Here is an 18204-nt window from a genome sequence, read left to right as displayed (position 1 = left end):
AACTGAAATCTATAATTTCGGTCATCGAATCAAATCAGATGAGCCAGGAACTTTACAACAGCATTGGTCAAAACCTCGCCGATGAACACGAAACCACAGCCGGACAAATGTTCGGTAAGCCCTGCCTAAAAACAGGTAAGAAGGCATTTGCTGCCTTTTTTCAGGAGGAGATGGTTTTTAAACTGGGACAGGAAGAAGTCAACCAGCTCAAGGAAAAGTACCTGGGTTCTGTTAACTGGGATCCATCGGGAAAGAAAAGAGCCATGAAAGATTGGCTTCAGGTTCCACAGGAATACTCTGAAGACTGGTCGCATTTGGCCAATCAAGCTCGACTATTTGTGGAGAATAGCTAACTCCCCACACCGTATAAATAAAAACCATTATTCCACTACTAACCATACACTTATGACCGATACTGAAGCCACTTTAGATGATTTTTTGGAGAACAAATCCTTTAAGCCTGCTCCCATTCTCTATCGAATAGCAGCCTTTACCGTCGATTTTCTAATATTCTACGCCATTGGCTGGATCATGGGGTACTTCTTTGGAACCCGGGGTGAAAGCGATTTGGACTATCACCTGGATGGTATCGCCGGGTTAGTCTGGATGGCCATTGGACTATTTCTCTGGCCCATTAGTGAGGCTATTTGGGGAAAGACCATTGGTAAAAGAGTATTAAAAATTGAGGTAATTTCTGCAGACAACCAGGCTATTAGCTTTTTGCAAGCTTTTGGTCGTTGCATTGTGGGCCTGGCCGATCAGATCTTTTTGGTCGGATTGGTAGTGGCGATTATGAACCCTCGAAATCAACGCTTGGGCGACTTGGCGGCCAAAACCATTGTGATTCGTTCCCCCAAAAACTGAAAATCAAATAATAGAACCTCTATCACCCGTAGAGTGATGGAAGTTAGTAAGTTTGACTTCTAATACTAATCTACACCTACCCATGAAAATCCAATTCCAGACCATCCCCTACGAAAGTTCGGAATGGCGAAGTGCTGTTAAATTAAGAGAAGACGTTTTAAGAAAACCATTGGGCCAAACCTTTTCTGCCCAAGAATTGGAAGAAGAACGACAGCACATCCATGTAGCCGGTTACCTTAACCAAGACCTGGTGGCCACAGCTGTATTGGTACCTGAAGATGCCCGACTCAAAATGCAACGGGTTGCTGTTCAGGAGGAATTGAGAAATGGAAACATCGGCTCCTCAATGATGATATTCTGTGAAGATTGGGCTCAAGAGAACGACTATTCCGTAGTGTATTGTCATGCCCGGGATTCTGCGGTAAATTTCTACAGTCGCAACGGCTATTTGCCTGAAGGAGACTACTTCGATGAAGACGGTATTCCCCACCTCAAAATGAGCAAACAGATTGGGTAGATGAATGAAGTCTATCAATTCGAACAGATTGACCCAAACGATCGGAAAACCCAACAAACAATTGCTCGGTGGTATGAGCAGGAATGGACTACACCTCAGGACAAAACCCTAAGCAGGCTCGCCTCCTTATCTCCGGAAGGCCAAGAATTTCATTTTCTGGTTCGCCATGAGGGAGAACCCATAGCTGCCGGAGGATTGTCAAATGAGGTTCACTTGCTCAAAGTTCATCCGGAATACCAAAAATATGGTCCCTGGGTAGCGCTGCTGTACACCCTTCCCTCCTATCGCAATCGAGGGATTGGAAAGCAATTGTTGGAGCAAGTGGAAACCGAAGCCGGTCGTCGTGGACTCAGTCGAATTTATCTGTACACCTTCACCGCAGAATCCCTGTACCTTAGGGCCGGATGGCGGGCCATAGAGCGGTTTATCTACCGAGGGAATGATGCAGTGATTATGGAAAAAGAGATTACAAAATCATGAAGGTTTTACCTCTACTACTTATTGCTTTTGTTTTGTTATCGTGCCAAACCGGTATAAACCAGGAATCCAAAGAATTCAAGGACATTGAGCCCATTTTAGAGAAACCAGAAGAGGGACCTAAGCCAAAGTCCGACCAAAGTCAGAAGGTTGAACTGAAAACTGAGAAATCCTATGATTTTGGAGATCTACAGGCCACAGTATCCCAAATCAAAAGCGATGGAACGGAGTTCTACTGCCGATCAAAATTGGTTACTTCCCGAAGTAATAATCGATTGGATAGTGTGGAATTCGAATCTGAGCCGGTGGGAGGTTATTACGGAATATCCAAACCCAAAGCGTTAAAGGATCATCTTATTTTCACCCAACATGGCGATTATTTTGGGTTTACCCTAATCGTTAATAAGGATGGAGAAATAAATGATATTCCAGGAGGATTCCCCTTCTTTGATTCTGAATCAAATCTTCTTTTTAGCATCATCGATTCAGACCTCGGAGGTTTTACGGTATATGACCTTAAGAGCGACTCGTTGATTTTGAGAATAGAGGAAATGAAGGATTACCCCATGCATGTGCATAGGGCCTTTGGGGAACGATATTTTCTCTTTTGCTCAACAGATGACAACAAGGTAAGCATCTGGGAAATTGAATTGGAACTGGATCGAATTATGCACGTAGATTTAGATTCCAATATGATCAATAAATCCACCATGCTGCAGCATTGGAGTGATGAATCCATTCATTGCGAATGCGAAAAATGAATCCAAAGCCTAAATTTTAATACCAATGCCGAATAATTTTCACATCCTCAACGGCGACGCCCTAAGAGAACAGTTTCCCAAACACCTGCATGGAGAAATCATCATCGCCCGGGAATGTCTGGTTGATGGTCCGGTGAACGGGAATACCCTGGTAGAATTCTACACCACCCGGGCTCAGTTTATCAGTGAATTTTACGGAGACTATTCCACACAAGATTACTGGGATGATACAGTGAGCGAACTGGAAAAAATCCGGAATATTCCGGAGGACGGTGAAGTAAACTTGTGGTTTGAAGATGATTTGTTTTGTCAAGTCAACTTTTGGTTTGTGGCCCATTTGCTTTTCGAAAATCGGGTAAAATCTGTTTTTCTGATTCGCCCAAAAAATCATAACCTCTATGGTTTTGGGACCTATAGTACAGAGCAATTGGAGCACCTTTTGGAGGAAAAAATTCAGATTGAAAGCCTGAAACCCTTCGCTCAGCTATGGAAGTTTTATCAGAACGATGAACTCGAAGCATTGAGGATGGCCGCCGATGAGTTAAGCGTCTCTTATCCCTTTGTCACTCCAGCTGTAAAAGCGCATTTGGAAAGAATTCCCAATGGCGAAAACCCGGGAAGACCCATCGCTGCTTTGCAATCCATTATGCAAGAGCTTAACACAGATAAATTTGGCCCCATATTCCAGGAGTTTTGCAAACGACAAAGCATCTACGGATTTGGCGATCTTCAGGTGAAGCGACTTTTCGACCAACTAAAAAAACCGAGTTAATGCCCACCAACATGAATTTGAATCAAACCCTGGGTAATATGCTAACGCTTCCAGCAGGAAGTATTGAACTGAGAGATGACCGGGTTCAGCAAAAATGGAAGGTAGACCTTAAGGCCTATCAACTCTCCCCGATTCCAGTTACTCAAGAACTCTATGAAACCGTGATGGGCGAAAACCCCTCGGCCTTCAAAGGCGATAAACGTCCCGTTGAAACTGTTTCCTGGATGGACGCCATTCGGTTTTGTAACCAATTGTCGGAGCGTTTAGGATTAGCCACTTGCTACCGCATAAACGCGGAAAACGATCAGGTGGAATTCGATTCTCAATCTTCGGGTTTTAGGTTGCCCACTGAAGCTGAATGGCAATACGCCTGTCAAACGGGTGACTCAGCCATTCGATATGGCAAGTTGGATGACATTGCCTGGTACAAAGACAATTCTAATCAAAGTCCGCAGGAAGTGGGCCTCAAGCTGGCCAATGATTGGGGCTTGTATGACATGTTGGGCAACGTATGGGAATGGTGTAATGACATATATGACGAAACCGTTTATGGTTCCTACCGCATATTTCGAGGTGGAGGTTGGAGCGATTTGGAACGCGGCGTATTGGCCACTAACCGAAGGAGGAGTCATCCGGTCTCCTTTAAGATTGACGACTTAGGATTTAGAGTGGCTCGAAACGTTGAATAAATGGATCAAAAAAACTTCCCTCATTTCTCGAATTAGTATCTTGGGACGCTCATGCTAATTGAGATATAAACCCGTTATACCCCTTCCTCAAATCTTTTAAAAACATTATTTAATCCAAAACATTGATATGCATTCATTAAACCAAGTTACCTTCCTTCTTCTTGCCTTAAGCCTTTTTGCCTGCACTCCCAATAATCCTCAAACGACTGAGGAAATGGTTCCAGAAGTAATCGAAGACAACCGGGAACTTAAGGAGATTTACGAGGCCGACCAAGGTGATCGAAAAGCCATGAATAAAGACTGGAAAGCGATCTCGGAGCGAGACAACCAGCGGCAAAAGCGGGTAAATGAATTACTCGATTCCAACCAGGTAAATACCTCGAGCGACTACTTCCATGCGGCCATGATATTTCAGCATGGAGCTGATACCATAGCATCGGGAATGGCGGTAAAAATGATGCGCAAAGCCATGGATTTGGATACCAGTCGAAGCAAGTGGCTGCTCGCTGCTGCCATAGATCGCGATTTGATGCGAAGAGGAAAACCTCAGGTTTACGGAACTCAATACCGCAGAGCAAGCCAGGATGGTCCCTGGACTCTTTATCAAATCGACAGTACCCAAGTATCTGATGAAGAGCGAAGAGAGTACGGAGTTTCTACCCTGGCAGAACAACGGGAAAGAGTACGCTTGATGAACAAAACAAAATTGGCCAAGCTTTATCGAGATGGAAAAAACATAGCCGAAATTGTAGACCTTGCTCGTAAGGAAGATTTGGAAGATTCTGAGTACAACCTCTCCGAAGGTGCGCTCAACAGCTTTGGCTATCAACTCATGAGAGAGGACAAAAATGAGGAGGCTCTCCAAATCTTTAAGCTCAACACGGAATTGTATCCCAACGCCTACAACACCTTTGATAGTTATGGGGAATGCCTGCTTAAATTGGGTAAAAAAGAAGAAGCCCGAAAAGCCTATGCCAAGTCCCTGGAATTGGACCCTGAAAACGACAATGCGACAAAGGTTTTGGAAGAAATGGACAGCTAAAATTAGAGACTAAGAATTGTCCGAATAACCGAGCCTTTATTTTGGTAAAAACAATACCTTGGTTTGGATGTACAAATTTGATCTTAGCGTCTTTTCAGAAGAGTTTGACCGAATTGGTCATCGTAGGACAATCAGGAGTCATGAAACCTTGGTGCCCGTTGGCCGAAAGGCCGATAGCCTTTATGTAGTAGAGAAAGGAGGCTGTGTTCTGCTCTTCGTTCACCCCAAAACCGGTGAAGAACGGGCAATCAATTTTTTTATTCCTGGTTTTCACCCTATTGCGACAGTAGCCGAATCCTTTGCTAACGGGCAACCATCAAAGTATCGACTCGCTACCTTTACCAACTCTCAGGTGATCGAAATCAAAAAAAGTGCTGTTACCGAACACCTGAATGCACTTGATTTGACCAGCCCCTTTCATCAATATGGAGTTCAAACGCTTTTGGAAAAAAATGACCTTCGGGCCATGCTCATAAGCTTGAATAGCGAAGAAATGCTCCAATACCTGCACGAGCACTACCCCCAGATTCTGCAACAAGTGCCCTCCAAGTACATCGCCAATTTTTTAGGAATCACTCCCCAATGGCTGAGCAAGATCAAACACAAACTCTGATTTCTGAAAGTAGTTTCAGATTTGCCTGATTGTCCCCCTCTAACTTTGCGTAAGCAAAGACGGAGAAATGAAAAACTGGACTTCAGAAGACATTCCCATTCAGGAAGGAAAAATTGCCCTGATCACCGGTGGGAATATAGGACTGGGTTATGAAATTGGCCTGCAACTGGCCAAAAAAGGAGCGACCATTGTAATTGCCTGTAGAACGGTTTCCAAAGGTGAACAGGCACTGGCTCAAATGGAAAAATCCCTGGGGTCTAAAATTCACGGTGACGTTATTGCACTGGATCTGACGAACCTGGATTCCATTCATAGCTGTGCTCAAACCTTTATCTCTAAATATACCCGGCTGGACCTCCTCATCAACAATGCCGGAGTGGTCAATCTAAAAGAGCGAATGACTACTCCCCAAGGCACTGAAATGCACCTGGCTACTAACCACTACGGTCATTTTGCCCTTACGGGACTCCTTTACCCCATCCTCATTCAAACACCTCATTCAAGAGTGGTGACCATGAGTAGCGGAGGACACAAATCAGGGAATATTGATTTTGACGATTTGAATTGGGAAAAACGTAAATACAGCCGGATGAAATCGTATGGCGATAGCAAACTGGCCAACCTCTTGTTCGTTAGAAGCTTGCAAGAAAAATTTGACCTGGCCCAATCCACCTCGCTTTCTGTGGCGGCTCACCCGGGGCTCTCAGCTACCGAACGACAGCAAACCATTGGGATTGGAGGATGGCTAAGCAAAATACTGGCTCAACCGGTATGGATGGGTGCTCTACCCGCCCTGAGAGCAGCCACCGACGATCGGGTTAAGCCCATGGAATACTACGGACCTAAAATTGGGCTTCGTGGTTATCCCACCTTGGCCGAAATGGACAAAAAAGCCTTTGACAAAAAAGTAGCTGACCGGCTTTGGACTATATCTGAACAATATACTGGCGTAAGCTTTTAAGATGATGAAATACACAGCGGTAGTTGTTGGAGCAACTGGTTTAGTGGGAAAGTTTCTCGTTCAGGAACTTATCGAAGATCCTCAATGTGAAAAGATTCGGGTTATTGTTCGGAGAAAGTCCTTTGAGCATCCGAAAATAGAGGAATGTATCATCGACTTTACCCGGGAAGATGACTACCTCGGTCAAGTGAAGGGAGATGTTCTATTTTCTTGTTTGGGCACTACCTTAAGGCAAGCCGGAAGCCGCGAAAACCAATTCGTGGTGGATTACACTTATCAATTTAGAGCGGCTCAATGTGGGGCTCAAAATGGTATTACCCACTATGTTTTGGTTTCTTCTCCGTTTGCCCTGTTAAAATCGAACAACTACTACCGAAGAATGAAGGCGCAATTGGAAGAATCGGTAAAAGCATTGGGTTTTGACAAAACGGTTATCCTTCAGCCCAATGGGTTAATGGGAAAACGTGATAAAAGCCGAAAAGCGGAAGAAATTGCTGCCCTCTTTTTTACTCCGCTCATTCGAGCCATTCCTTCTCTTCGAAAATATACCCCGATTCATGGAAGCCTTGTAGCCAGAGCCATGAGACTTTCTTACCTCAACTCTTTAAAAAGCGATTCCAGGATTTTGGTTTTAAATCGCAACGAGGTAATGTTGGCTGCCCAAGGTAAATAGCTTCAGGCAGTTATAACAACATATTCCCTTTTCCTACTGATAAGTATAGATTGATCGCTTGAAAAAATCAGGATAGATTGTACCTTCCCTCTCCGAATCGATGAGCCGTGGATTACCTTTGATACCCCACTACTCTGAATGAAACTTTTAGGATTGTATGAAGGATGTTTTTAAGGACCTGGAAGCCACGGAATGGCGAACCCGGTTAAAGTTCCTTTCCGACTTTGTTATTGGAACGGCTATGACCATCATGATATTGAGCCTGGAATTGCCTGAAATGGGTAACATTACCAATACCGGAGAACTCACCAAATTTCTACTTCGTCAGTTGAGCAGTATGGGTGGCTTTTTCATTGCCTTTGTAACGGTAGCTATTTACTGGATGAAACACCTGGAGCACTTTGGAATGATTAAGCGGGTCAATCAAACCTTCATGTGGTTTCAATTGCTCTTTATGGCCATGATCATGCTGGTTCCCTTTTGGAATGCCTATGTGACCAATTTCCCAGATAATATTGCTATCAAGGTCTTTTTTAGTTTGAATCTGGTGCTGATTGGATTGTTTTCATTTTTGAGTTTTAACTACGCTACAAGCCCAAAGAATTCATTGGTTATTGAAGGATTGCCTGAAGAATTGATCCTACTTACCAAAAGGCAAATTCTAACCGAACCAGCTATCGCCATCATTGCAGCGGGTTTAGTCTTCGTCCATCCAACGCTATGGGACATTACCTTCGTTTTGATTCCAGTGATGTTTGCCTTGCGCAAAAAGTTTGTTCAGGTACGCAGTGGCAAGTCAAAGAAAGCAGCTAAAAATTAGGCTCTTAGCTAACCCTTTTTAACGATTTACACCAGCTATCCACCTCGTTTTGTCCTAATTTTCAACATGATTCGGAAAACCGTCCTAAACCGACTTCTGTTTTGGCTAATCAGCCTGTTTTGGTTTCTGGCCGGAATGGTATTGGCTGTTTTTTCAGTAGGCCCCATTCGTAGCTTCATTCGTGATCTTTATCAATGGAGTACTGGAAATGCGTTCCTGTTTTATGGCAAACACATTATCATTAATCTGGACTTTATTTATCACCTCATTTTTGGATTGAGTGCAATTGTGGTTTGGGTAAACTTTCGTCACTTGCCTTTCAAAATGGCCTCCATCTGGTTGGGTTATTCGGTTTTAACTACTCTTTTTATTCTGATTAGTATTGCCTTTATTGATGCTCATTTCAAAGTCATTTCTTGCACGGCCTGTGACAATGGGATCGTTAACCTTCACTTAAATTCAATATCCTACAACCTCCTTATGGAAGTCGGGTTGATCGGTGGAATGATCCCTATTGCCTTCAAACTTTGGAAAGAAAAACGAGCCAGATCACTGCAAGCAGGTAATTGATCTTTTCAAATAATTTCAAGAGCTTTGCCTAATCCATGGAATTTCAAGAACAGGTCATAAAATACAAGGATCGGATTGTCTTTATTCGTCTTTCGATGCCCTTCTTCAATCGCACTATCAAGCATTATGTGGAAGATGAAGCCTGCTTTATGTTCGTCAACAAAGGCGAAGTAGGCGTTCGGGCTCCGGAAGACTACCTTAAACTTAATCGTAAAACGGCCATGCTCGCTAAATGCCTGAACTACTTCTTTGAACCGAGCGACGATACGGATGCCTGTAAAGATGGAATAGAATCGGTAGGTGTATTTCTCTACCCTTCGCTGGTGGAAGACCTCTTTGAGTTTGACCTGTCTACATCGAACTATAAGGTGGACTACAACTTAAAGCAGGTAGAGGTAGATCGATTATTGGAAAACTACCGCGAAAGCATAGACATCCTCCTCGACAATCCGGAACTAGCGGATGACACCATGGTTAAAACCAAGCTTAAAGAGTTTGTTTTGCTCATGACCAAATCCCAGGAAGCACCCTCGCAACTTGACTTTTTGGCTTCCTTGTTTCAGCCTCATGAGGTGGAATTTAAAACCGTAATCCAACAGAACCTGTATGCCAATCTCTCTTTGGAAGAATTGGCCGCTCTGGCTCATTTGAGTGTTTCCTCCTTTAAACGAAAGTTTAAGGAAGTGTTTAATGAAAGTCCCAAAAAGTACATCAACCGCAAGAAGGTGGATAAAGCAGCCGAGCTACTCAAATCGGAGGAATTACGGGTTTCTGATGTCGCCTATGATGTGGGTTTTGATTCCCTGGCAACCTTCAACCGAAACTTTACTTCTCAATTCGGCAAATCGCCCAGTGAATTTCGCATGAGCTAAAATGAGAAGTCTTTGAGCTAAAACGAGCTAAGGATCCTCTCCTCTCTCAAGACCTTTGTTTCGAACAATTAAAACAAGGTCATGAAAAATTCAAAAATCTTAAAAGCTTACCTGATCCTATCAGGACTTCTACTCACCTTTATCGGAGGTGCCACACTCTTTATGCCAGTGGTCATGAAAGCCAGTGGTGGAATTGACATTGCAGATAGCGTAAACGCCATTAACGATGTGAGGGCCTACAGCGCTTTGTTACTAGCCTCCGCCCTACTCGCTTTATTCGGCGTCTTTAATAAAGGACTTACCTACACTTCTACATTGGTTACTGTACTCGTATTTCTTTCTCTGGGTGCAGGACGACTCTTAAGCATTCTTCAGGACGGAATGCCAGCCGATGGGTTGGTCAAAGCCACTATCCTCGAATTTGTATTAGGAACTATTGGTGCCATTCTATTCTCAATTTACCGCACTAAAAAATAAATCAAGCCTCGCCTTACCCTCCTTTAATCATCAAAAAAAGAAAATCATGAATAAGACAATAATGATCACCGGAGCAAATGCCGGAATTGGAAAAGAAACTGCCAGACAATTGGCCTTGAAACCTGAAACCGAAAAAATCTATCTCGCTTGCCGAAATCCGGAGAAGGCCAAAAAGGCCAAACAAGAACTCGAACAAAGTACGGGAAAGAAGTTTTTTGAAATCATCATCATTGATGTGTCCAGTCCAGAATCCGTAAGAAAGGCCGTGAAGAATCTACCCGAAGCTGTAGATGCCTTGATCATGAATGCAGGTGGAACCGGAGGCCGTTTTCCTCAACAATTGACCAAAGACGGCGTCACTAACATTACGGCAACCAACTTGCTAGGGCATGTGGTTCTTCTGGAGGAAATGGTTCAGGCGAATAAGTTGAATAAAGTAGCCCTTTTTGCCAGCTCCGAAGCAGCTCGGGGAATCAAAAAAATGGGCATTAAAAAACCCGAACTTAAATCCTCTTCCGTGGATGAATTTGCCTCCGTTTTTAACGGTCGTTTTTTTGGGAAGAATTTCGATCCCATGGAAGTTTATGGTGCGATAAAATACGGCGGAACGCTCTGGATGTCGTCCATGGCCCGCAAACATCCACACCTGCGATTCATCTCCATGAGCCCTGGTGGGACTCGGGGTACTCAAGGATTTGATGATCTTCCGCTTCTTCAGAGAGTCATGTACAAATATGTAGGAATGCCCATTTTCATGCCCTTGTTGGGACTTTCTCACAGCCTCCAAAAAGGCGCTAAGCGTTTTGTGGATGGCATCGGTAATGACGCTCTGAGAAGTGGTGGATTTTATGCCAGTAAAGAAAGTGTTCTTACGGGCCCGATTGTAGACCAGGAGAGTATTTTTCCGGATTTGGCCAACAGCCGTTTCCAGGATAATGCCCACCAGGCGATTCACCAGTTTATCCACTAATTGGAATTGGGTTTCGGCAGCGGGATGTAAGAATTAGCATTGCCGCACGTCCCGCTCCTGCCCTATTTTTTTTAAACGGCTCAAGTGTATTCTTGAGCCGTTTTGTATTTAGGACTTTTCCCCTTTTCTTCCAACTCAAATTAACTAACTTGTGCACTAAGAAAACCAAACCCAATCGCAGCGCCAAGATCATGAGTTTTATATCCCGATTATTCAAAAGTCATACCCAGGAAGGCACCTTGATCAAGGATCCCAACGGCCCTCATACCCTGGGAGGTAAGCCGAGTGCCCAGCTTACCCTACCCAAGTTGGATGGCAGCCCTGTGGTCTACTTCGGCACCTTGAATCGCGACGTACCTCTATTGGACTCCCTCGATTTTGACCTGGCCCTTGTCTGTCCCCTTTTTATCGATTTGCAAGTGCCGGTGTTTCTGGACTATTCCGACCCAAACCGTCCTCAAATAATCCAGGATAATGTGAGCACCAACTTTGCTCCCCTTTTCGATGATATCCCTGCATCCACCTACGTGGAGTATCAGGAAATTGGATTTAAGTTAGATCGAAAAAAACCTCATCGAATGGATCAGGTGTACCCCGGTGAAGTAGGTCATTTTGGAACTCCCAACTGGATTCATGAGGACCTAACCCCAACTTGCCCGATTTCGGGCAAACCCATGGAGTTTCTCTTGCAACTCGGTGATATTGATGACGCCAAAACTATACATGGTCAGGAGGTTTTGGATAAGGAGTATATCGATCCCTACCTTCATTTTGGTCATGGGTATTTGTACGTTTTTTTCCAAGCTGACACGAAAGTGATAGCCTATCTAAATCAGCTTTAATACGAGTGATTGGGTCAATGGAAAAAAATCGTTTCATCGAAAAGTTTGAATCCAAATCCGATCATGAATTGGAGCAGATTATTGCAAATCCGGCAAACTGGCATGAGCAAGCCCGATCGGCTGCCTATTATCTTTTGAAAGAAAGAAACCCAGAATCTCCGGAGATTCAATCCTGGGAAAATGAACATACCAAACTTCTCGAAAAGGAGGAACAAAAAATCGAGGAAGAACGGCTCATAAGGGAACGAATTGTTACCCGTTTAAAGTCGATTCCCTTAAAATCCAGCCAAAAGTACATTTTGGATTATGGCAACGAACTTCAAGTAAAACGGCTCGGTAATAATCGATTTCAAGCGAGGATTGAAGATCATTATCGAAGTTTTTTGGCCCCCGTTGTAATTTACGAGATTAAAGGGCCCGATAGCTACCTGTATTATCCTTTCTTTTATGAAAAACCGTTCTTTACCTGGGGTGTTGGAGGCACACTTATCATTCTTGGGTTGATGCTCGTGGGTTGGATGGAGGTCATAATCCCTATGATTTTCTTTCCACTTGGATTTTTGGTGTTCACCCAGTTAATGGGAATGATTGTACTTCCCTTTTTAATTCATCGCAGGGTGGAAGAAAAAATTGGCAAAAAAGGACGATTGCCTTACCGCAAAAGATTTGATAAAAAACAAAAACACACGCCGTAATGAACGGTCTATTATCCCGTTGTTCAGGTAGAATCTTGTTATGCTTTTTCATTCTTTTTCTGGGTTTAATTCCGGAGGGAAAAGCACAGGATCAGCATAAGCTGGAGTTGGTGATCGACTCCTTAAATTTTAACGGCCAAATTTTTCCTAAGGATACACTTAGAGGTCAGATAGAACCTGGTAAAATCCAATACCTCACCCTACTGGATCAGGACTCCGTAGCTGTGCGAATTCGAATCAAATTGACCAGACGTGGGCAGCAACCCAAAACCCTGAAAGGACGTTTTGACTATTTTGAAAATGGAAAATGGCACAAACCACCGCTTACCTTTAGCCATCATGGTTGGTTTGGTTTTCACCTTTTCCGCTACCAATGTTGGTCTAAAACCACCCTGGGATACAATGCCGGATATCCAACAGACACCTACTGTTCCTGCCAAGAGCCTTTGCTAAAAAAGGACAGTCCCGATTTTCTCTTTCTTGGACAAATCCGGGTACTCTAATGTGCGTCTAATTCTACTCTATGTTTTCTGAAGTACTTTTGTCTCATCGCGAGGGAACAAGTCGAAATGATAAGCACAAAGGATACAGTAGAACGCTACTTTGAAGGATATGGCGAGTATAAGTGTGAAAGGCTCGTCGACTTTTTGGAATCTTTGAAATTGCCCACTTCTATCACCAAACAGAAGGGAGTACTCATGGCCTTTGTTACCCAAGGTGAAATGGAAGTTGGTGCTGGGTATGAGCGCTACCTGGCACGTGAAGGTAACCTCTTGATTATTCAGCCCAACAAACCCTTTTTTCTGGGCAGCCACACCACCGATGTAGACGGTTACGTGTTGCTTTTGAAAGGAGATGGTGTATTAGGGTCCATGGGAAATCACTCCCTGATCTTTAACCTGGAATTCCTCGAGACTTGGAGTGATTCCTTGTTTCACCTGGAACATTTGCCCACAGAATTCATTGAAAACATCTTTAAGCGAATTAAATGGGAAAAGGATGCCGAAGGAAGCAAACTTTCCGTGGTCAATGCTTACGTAATTACCTTACTCTTAGAAGTTAACCAGTTTTACAACGAATCTGCCCTAAGCAATCGGGCTTCGATCGATATTACCCGAAAGTTTAAGATGGAAGTCTACAATAACCTGAACAAAAACCTGAGCATAACTGAATTCGCGGATCGGTTGGCAGTCTCGCCCAATCACTTGAACAAAGCAGTCAAATCGGTCACCGGTGAATCTGCCTCTCAGCTCGCCCATAAAATTAAGATGGTGGAAGCCAAATACCGCCTGATGATGCCGGCCAGCAATATTGCGGAAATCGCGTCGGAACTGGGCTTTTCAGATGCCTCCTACTTCAGTCGCTTTTTCAAGAAGAACGCTTCTCTATCGCCCAAGGAATATCAAAATACGATTGATTTGTCCTAATAATGGAATCCTCTCGCTTCTGACTTAGCGACTCCTGGTACGGAACTTTGCGTCCATGTTTCATCAAAAAGAAAAAACATGTTGCAAAAATTGATCATAGGATTTCTATTGACCCCTGGGTATAGCCCAGCAGATATAATTGGCCTCGATGCCGTATTGGCCATTCATCCTCGTAACCAAGTGTTCTACGTGGCTGAAACAGACTCCATCGTTTATGGGAACTACCGTTTTGGAATTCAGCCCAATGCCACCTTTCAGGACTGCCCTCCTTTGGACATACTCGTAATCGGTGGAATGGCCCCTGAGGAAATGAATAACCCCAAAGTAGTGGAATTCATGACTCGAAAATCCCAAGAGGCCAAACACGTTATCGCCGTTTCCAATGGCGTACTTGCCTTGTATAAGGCCGGTGTTTTAACCCAACAAATGGTAACCGCCGATCGGCACACCCTTCAATTGCTCGAGAGCAGTACCCTTACGCTGAAAAATGAAGGCACTTGTATGGTGGATGGGAAATTTATCACTGGTGGTCCTTCTACTGGAGGTATTGAAGCAGCTTTTACAGCTGTAGATAAAACCCGGGGCAAATGGATTACTCAAATGTTGGAGTTTAACCTGGAATATGATGCCCACGTTCAATATCCGGTGGCCAAAGACACGGTGCTGAAAGCCCCCCATTGCCTGAGCCGATTAAAGTTGGAGTGTTTTTGGGTGATGGAATTTACATCCCCGACGTGATTGGTGCTACTGACGTTTTTGCCAGTATCCCCAATAGCGAAATCTACTTTCTAGGGAAACAAAAAGGACTCTCTAAATCGATTGCCAACGTGGGGCCTACGGTCGTGGCCAATACCACCCTCGAAGAATGTCCTAAGTTGGACGTGATGATTTTTGGCGCGTCACTTCCCGCCTACGTGAGCGACACTGCCATTCTAAACTTTGTGCTAGAGCAGGAAAAGTCAGCTCAAGCCGTGATTAGCGTGTGTGCGGGAACCTTTGTAATCGGATCAGCGGGACTACTGGATGGCCGGGAGGCGACCACCAACTACCACCAGATCAAAGACCTGAAACGAATCGGAGCCTGCTACACGGGTAAAGAGGTGGAAGAGGATGGAAAATTTCTCTCTGCCGGACCAGCTGTTGGTTCTTATGACGTGGGATTGAAGGCCGTAGAAAAAATCGCTGGACGAGATTGGGCCCAATACATAGAACATCAAGTGCTGGAGTTTTCTCCTCACCCGGTTTACGGAACCAACCCAAAAAATGCCAAAGGCTCTATTATCCGGACCACCAAAACCATTTCCTTTTTTGCCCGCAAATTCTTTCGACCTCACATTCGTAAAGGGTATTATGGACAGAGGAAGTAATCTTTTGCTCATGCAAGGCTGAAGTAAGTTTCCTGTTGTAAATTCGGGGTTACCCATTATTACCCCGATTTTACAACCTCATTTGAACCTCAAAAGTCAATACCTATCACTTGCCAAGCCAGATAAAATAATTGTCTCGATCGGTTTTTTGTCTCTTATTGTTGCAAGTGTTAAGCTAATCCTAATTTACGATCAATACGTCCACGGTCCAAGGTTTTATGACCCAAGAATTCTTTATAATATCATGTTTCCCAGGTGGACTTTCTTCTTTTTTGAAGTCATTTGCTATGGCTCACTTGGTTTGGCCGGAACTCTGATATTTTTTCACCGTAAAACGGCCTTTTACCTCTACCATTACTTCTTCTTTAGTTTTATCTATATGGTATCAGTTTCCCAGCATGATATCCCAGGTTGGTGGGATCATTTGGAATTTGGCTTGTGCTTCTTTTGCCTCTTATCCATCTATTTAATGAGGTGGTCCAAAATCTATTCTCTTTTCCAACTGAAAAAACCGCTGCACCTGTTAGGGTACCCAATTATTGCTGGAGTCACTTTCCTGTTCAGTGAATTGCCCTATTTCTTTTAGAAGATTTGAGTGCATAACGGTTTAATACTTTGATTTTGATTGGCCTATCATACCCCCTATTAACCACCTTTAATTCATGTCTGATAAGGGAATATTAATCTATATTAGTTGGAGTGCACCACGCTTACCAATATCTCTATATTGCCGAAAATCGCTTACATGAAAATTTCACTGGCTATACTTCCCATTTTCATCTTTTGTCAAATCCCATATTTCCTGTTTGGGCAGGATACCATTTCTACGGAATACGTTCAAAAAATCTCCTATGAGTTTCACCTCTCAAATGGAGAGCTAACTGGAACAGGTGCGATTTTTTTGAAAGGGGAATTTGATGCCTCCCAGTTTGTGCTGTTGGGCGAATATCATGGAGATGCCAGGATTAGTGAGTTTACTGAAGCCATAATTCCTGAGTTAAATAAATCCGGATTCCGAAACTTTTGCCTGGAAACGGGACCTGTATCTACCCAAATATTGAGTGAATTGGTTCAGTCTGATTCGGTAGAAAAAACACTATTCGATTTCTACACCGAATATTACAAACGGGTTCAGGATATTCCCCTCCCGTTTTTTGAAGGCAAGGAAGATGCAGCTTTTCTCCAGGCAGCAATCGATCATAAATGGCGACTTTTTGGAATCGATCAGGAATACTACTCAGGCACACTACTTCTTTTGGAAAGATTACATGCCCTGGATTCACGCCCTGACAATGAACGGGCCTATCAATCGGCAGTGGAATTTGTTATTGCTGAACAAATCAAGGACGCAAAAAGCAAGGATTATCCCTTGCATGAACGATTGCTCGACTCCAAGGAATTGGAATCGTATTTTGCTCAATTGGATCAATCCAATGCGCAGATTACGATCACTATCGAGCAACTCATCCAGTCTTGGGCCATCTATTCGCTTTACGATATTAACCGCTGTCAAAATCTGGATATGCGTGCCAACCACATGAAAAAGGAGTTTACAAGAAACTACCAATCACTTTCTCGAATGGATGATCAACCTCGGATACTGATCAAAATGGGAGCATCGCATACCCAACGCGGTATTACCTCAAATGCGGTTTATGATATTGGAAACCTGGTGAGCGAACTTGCCGATATGAATGGAACTCAAGACTTGAATATCGGTTTTATGTTTCGCTACATAGAAGATGAAGAAGAGCAACAGGGCTATTTTGATAATTCTGAGGGAGGATCGAAATGGCTGAGGGAACGGGCACCACTGATGCAACAAGGAAAAAAGGATAAATGGGTAGTCATCGATTTAAGAAAATTGAAAGAACCAATGATCAATCGGGAACTCTGGGTTTATCCAGCTATTAAGAATATGATTTATGATCTGGATTTAATCATCATTCCACCCATGGATCGGGAAATCACTCTCAACTATAAAACGAACTAAGGGAGAGCCAATCGCTTGAAATTATACGAGACTTGAAAATTTATTGAAACGACCACCCATGTTAATTAAAGACCTACTCCAACAATACGACCATCGCCCCTGGCCACTTCCCAAAACAAGCTGGAAATATTACCAGGAATGGAATAATGCCCTATTTCTTCATTGGCCGGTGCCGCAGGAAGAATTGATAAAATGGCTTCCGAGTGAATTAGAAATGGATCTGTTCGAAGGCCAACCGTGGGTATCTTTAGTCGCCTTTACCATGGAAAAGATTAGGCCCAGCAACCTACCGGCATTTCCCCCTATATCAAACTTTGACGAGATCAATGTTAGAACCTATGTTCGGTTCAAAGGAAAAAGCGGCGTTCATTTTCTGAGCATTGAAGGTGGAAAAAGTCTCTCTTGTAAGTTAGCAAAAGCGCTTTCAGAATTACCTTATCGCTACTCAAAAATGACCCGAAAAACGAATCACTTCCAATCCCATAACCCGGCGTTTAGCGATCGTTTCAGCATGGAGTACAGAACCGGTCCTTTGGTCAAAGTAAAGTCGAATCTGGATAGGTGGTTAACCGAGAGGTACGCCCTTTTTCAAGACTCTCCAAAAGGGATTAATGCCTTTGAAATTCATCACGTCGAATGGCCTATCCATTCGATTGAAATAAAAAAGAGTACGATCAATTATCCCCGATTTGGTTCATTGCTCACCGATCTTCCGGTTTTATCCCATTACTCCCCAGGAGTCCAGGTAATTGCATGGGATAAAACCCAGCATCCACTTCTTACACCAAAAAAGTAATTTGAA

Annotated in this window: 25 protein-coding genes; all 25 read left to right on the top strand. The window is 43.6% G+C overall.

Annotation, left to right across the window (positions count from 1 at the left end; translation table 11 throughout):
- The first annotated feature begins 38 nt into the window (after positions 1-38).
- The 25 genes from KFE98_14795 (at position 39) to KFE98_14675 (ending at position 18198) form a co-directional block, all read left to right on the top strand.
- Positions 39-353 carry a hypothetical protein gene (locus KFE98_14795; protein UTW61273.1) on the top strand — a complete coding sequence of 105 codons (315 nt, stop codon included), beginning with the start codon at positions 39-41 and terminating at the stop codon, positions 351-353.
- 52 nt (positions 354-405) lie between these two features.
- Positions 406-864, top strand: a complete 459-nt coding sequence (locus KFE98_14790) for an RDD family protein (protein UTW61272.1) — start codon at positions 406-408, stop codon at positions 862-864.
- Positions 865-946: 82 nt separating this feature from the next.
- On the top strand, positions 947-1381 hold the full coding sequence (locus tag KFE98_14785; GenBank protein ID UTW61271.1) for a GNAT family N-acetyltransferase: 435 nt from the start codon (positions 947-949) through the stop codon (positions 1379-1381).
- On the top strand, positions 1382-1861 hold the full coding sequence (locus KFE98_14780) for a GNAT family N-acetyltransferase (protein ID UTW61270.1): 480 nt from the start codon (positions 1382-1384) through the stop codon (positions 1859-1861).
- Positions 1858-2619 (top strand): hypothetical protein, encoded by a 762-nt coding sequence (locus KFE98_14775; protein UTW61269.1) that lies wholly within the window; start codon positions 1858-1860, stop codon positions 2617-2619. Before KFE98_14780 ends, KFE98_14775 begins: the two co-directional genes overlap by 4 nt.
- A 25-nt stretch (positions 2620-2644) precedes the next feature.
- On the top strand, positions 2645-3391 hold the full coding sequence (locus KFE98_14770) for a DUF1835 domain-containing protein (protein ID UTW61268.1): 747 nt from the start codon (positions 2645-2647) through the stop codon (positions 3389-3391).
- Between the two features lie 38 nt (positions 3392-3429).
- Positions 3430-4080, top strand: a complete 651-nt coding sequence (locus KFE98_14765; GenBank protein ID UTW64721.1) for an SUMF1/EgtB/PvdO family nonheme iron enzyme — start codon at positions 3430-3432, stop codon at positions 4078-4080.
- 127 nt (positions 4081-4207) lie between these two features.
- Positions 4208-5122 (top strand): tetratricopeptide repeat protein, encoded by a 915-nt coding sequence (locus KFE98_14760; GenBank protein ID UTW61267.1) that lies wholly within the window; start codon positions 4208-4210, stop codon positions 5120-5122.
- A 67-nt stretch (positions 5123-5189) separates the two neighbouring features.
- Positions 5190-5735 (top strand): Crp/Fnr family transcriptional regulator, encoded by a 546-nt coding sequence (locus KFE98_14755; protein ID UTW61266.1) that lies wholly within the window; start codon positions 5190-5192, stop codon positions 5733-5735.
- 67 nt (positions 5736-5802) lie between these two features.
- Positions 5803-6696 (top strand): SDR family NAD(P)-dependent oxidoreductase, encoded by an 894-nt coding sequence (locus KFE98_14750; GenBank protein UTW61265.1) that lies wholly within the window; start codon positions 5803-5805, stop codon positions 6694-6696.
- Position 6697: 1 nt separating this feature from the next.
- Entirely contained in the window at positions 6698-7369 is a 672-nt protein-coding gene (locus KFE98_14745) for an NAD(P)H-binding protein (protein UTW61264.1), read from the top strand.
- Between the two features lie 157 nt (positions 7370-7526).
- Positions 7527-8189 carry a DUF1211 domain-containing protein gene (locus KFE98_14740; GenBank protein UTW61263.1) on the top strand — a complete coding sequence of 221 codons (663 nt, stop codon included), beginning with the start codon at positions 7527-7529 and terminating at the stop codon, positions 8187-8189.
- Positions 8190-8255: 66 nt separating this feature from the next.
- Positions 8256-8759: a hypothetical protein gene (locus KFE98_14735; GenBank protein ID UTW61262.1), complete on the top strand. Its 504-nt coding sequence runs from the start codon at positions 8256-8258 to the stop codon at positions 8757-8759.
- A 74-nt stretch (positions 8760-8833) separates the two neighbouring features.
- Positions 8834-9631: a helix-turn-helix transcriptional regulator gene (locus KFE98_14730; protein ID UTW64720.1), complete on the top strand. Its 798-nt coding sequence runs from the start codon at positions 8834-8836 to the stop codon at positions 9629-9631.
- An 81-nt stretch (positions 9632-9712) separates the two neighbouring features.
- Positions 9713-10108, top strand: a complete 396-nt coding sequence (locus tag KFE98_14725) for a DUF4345 domain-containing protein (protein ID UTW61261.1) — start codon at positions 9713-9715, stop codon at positions 10106-10108.
- Positions 10109-10154: 46 nt separating this feature from the next.
- Positions 10155-11078, top strand: coding sequence for an SDR family NAD(P)-dependent oxidoreductase (locus KFE98_14720; protein ID UTW61260.1), 924 nt, complete (start codon positions 10155-10157; stop codon positions 11076-11078).
- Positions 11079-11227: 149 nt separating this feature from the next.
- The gene (locus KFE98_14715; protein UTW61259.1) at positions 11228-11920 is read left to right on the top strand and encodes a hypothetical protein; all 693 of its coding nucleotides are present in this window, start codon (positions 11228-11230) and stop codon (positions 11918-11920) included.
- Between the two features lie 17 nt (positions 11921-11937).
- Entirely contained in the window at positions 11938-12615 is a 678-nt protein-coding gene (locus KFE98_14710; protein ID UTW61258.1) for a hypothetical protein, read from the top strand.
- Positions 12615-13118 (top strand): hypothetical protein, encoded by a 504-nt coding sequence (locus tag KFE98_14705; GenBank protein UTW61257.1) that lies wholly within the window; start codon positions 12615-12617, stop codon positions 13116-13118. Before KFE98_14710 ends, KFE98_14705 begins: the two co-directional genes overlap by 1 nt.
- Before the next feature lie 66 nt (positions 13119-13184).
- Positions 13185-14042, top strand: a complete 858-nt coding sequence (locus KFE98_14700) for a helix-turn-helix transcriptional regulator (GenBank protein UTW61256.1) — start codon at positions 13185-13187, stop codon at positions 14040-14042.
- Positions 14043-14120: 78 nt separating this feature from the next.
- Positions 14121-14780 carry a DJ-1/PfpI family protein gene (locus KFE98_14695; GenBank protein ID UTW61255.1) on the top strand — a complete coding sequence of 220 codons (660 nt, stop codon included), beginning with the start codon at positions 14121-14123 and terminating at the stop codon, positions 14778-14780.
- A complete protein-coding gene (locus tag KFE98_14690) occupies positions 14750-15409 on the top strand; it encodes a DJ-1/PfpI family protein (protein UTW61254.1) in 660 nt (219 codons plus the stop codon). The genes KFE98_14695 and KFE98_14690 overlap by 31 nt, the downstream gene beginning before the upstream one ends.
- A gap of 244 nt (positions 15410-15653) precedes the next feature.
- A complete protein-coding gene (locus KFE98_14685; GenBank protein UTW61253.1) occupies positions 15654-15995 on the top strand; it encodes a hypothetical protein in 342 nt (113 codons plus the stop codon).
- A gap of 159 nt (positions 15996-16154) precedes the next feature.
- Positions 16155-17402, top strand: coding sequence for a hypothetical protein (locus KFE98_14680; GenBank protein ID UTW61252.1), 1248 nt, complete (start codon positions 16155-16157; stop codon positions 17400-17402).
- A gap of 58 nt (positions 17403-17460) precedes the next feature.
- Positions 17461-18198, top strand: a complete 738-nt coding sequence (locus tag KFE98_14675) for a DUF2071 domain-containing protein (protein ID UTW61251.1) — start codon at positions 17461-17463, stop codon at positions 18196-18198.
- Positions 18199-18204: the final 6 nt, after the last annotated feature.

Source organism: bacterium SCSIO 12741 (assembly GCA_024398055.1).
GTDB lineage: Bacteria > Bacteroidota > Bacteroidia > Flavobacteriales_G > Salibacteraceae > SCSIO-12741.
The sequence above is the reverse complement of the archived record's forward strand: the minus strand, read 5'-3'. Positions and strand labels throughout refer to the sequence as shown.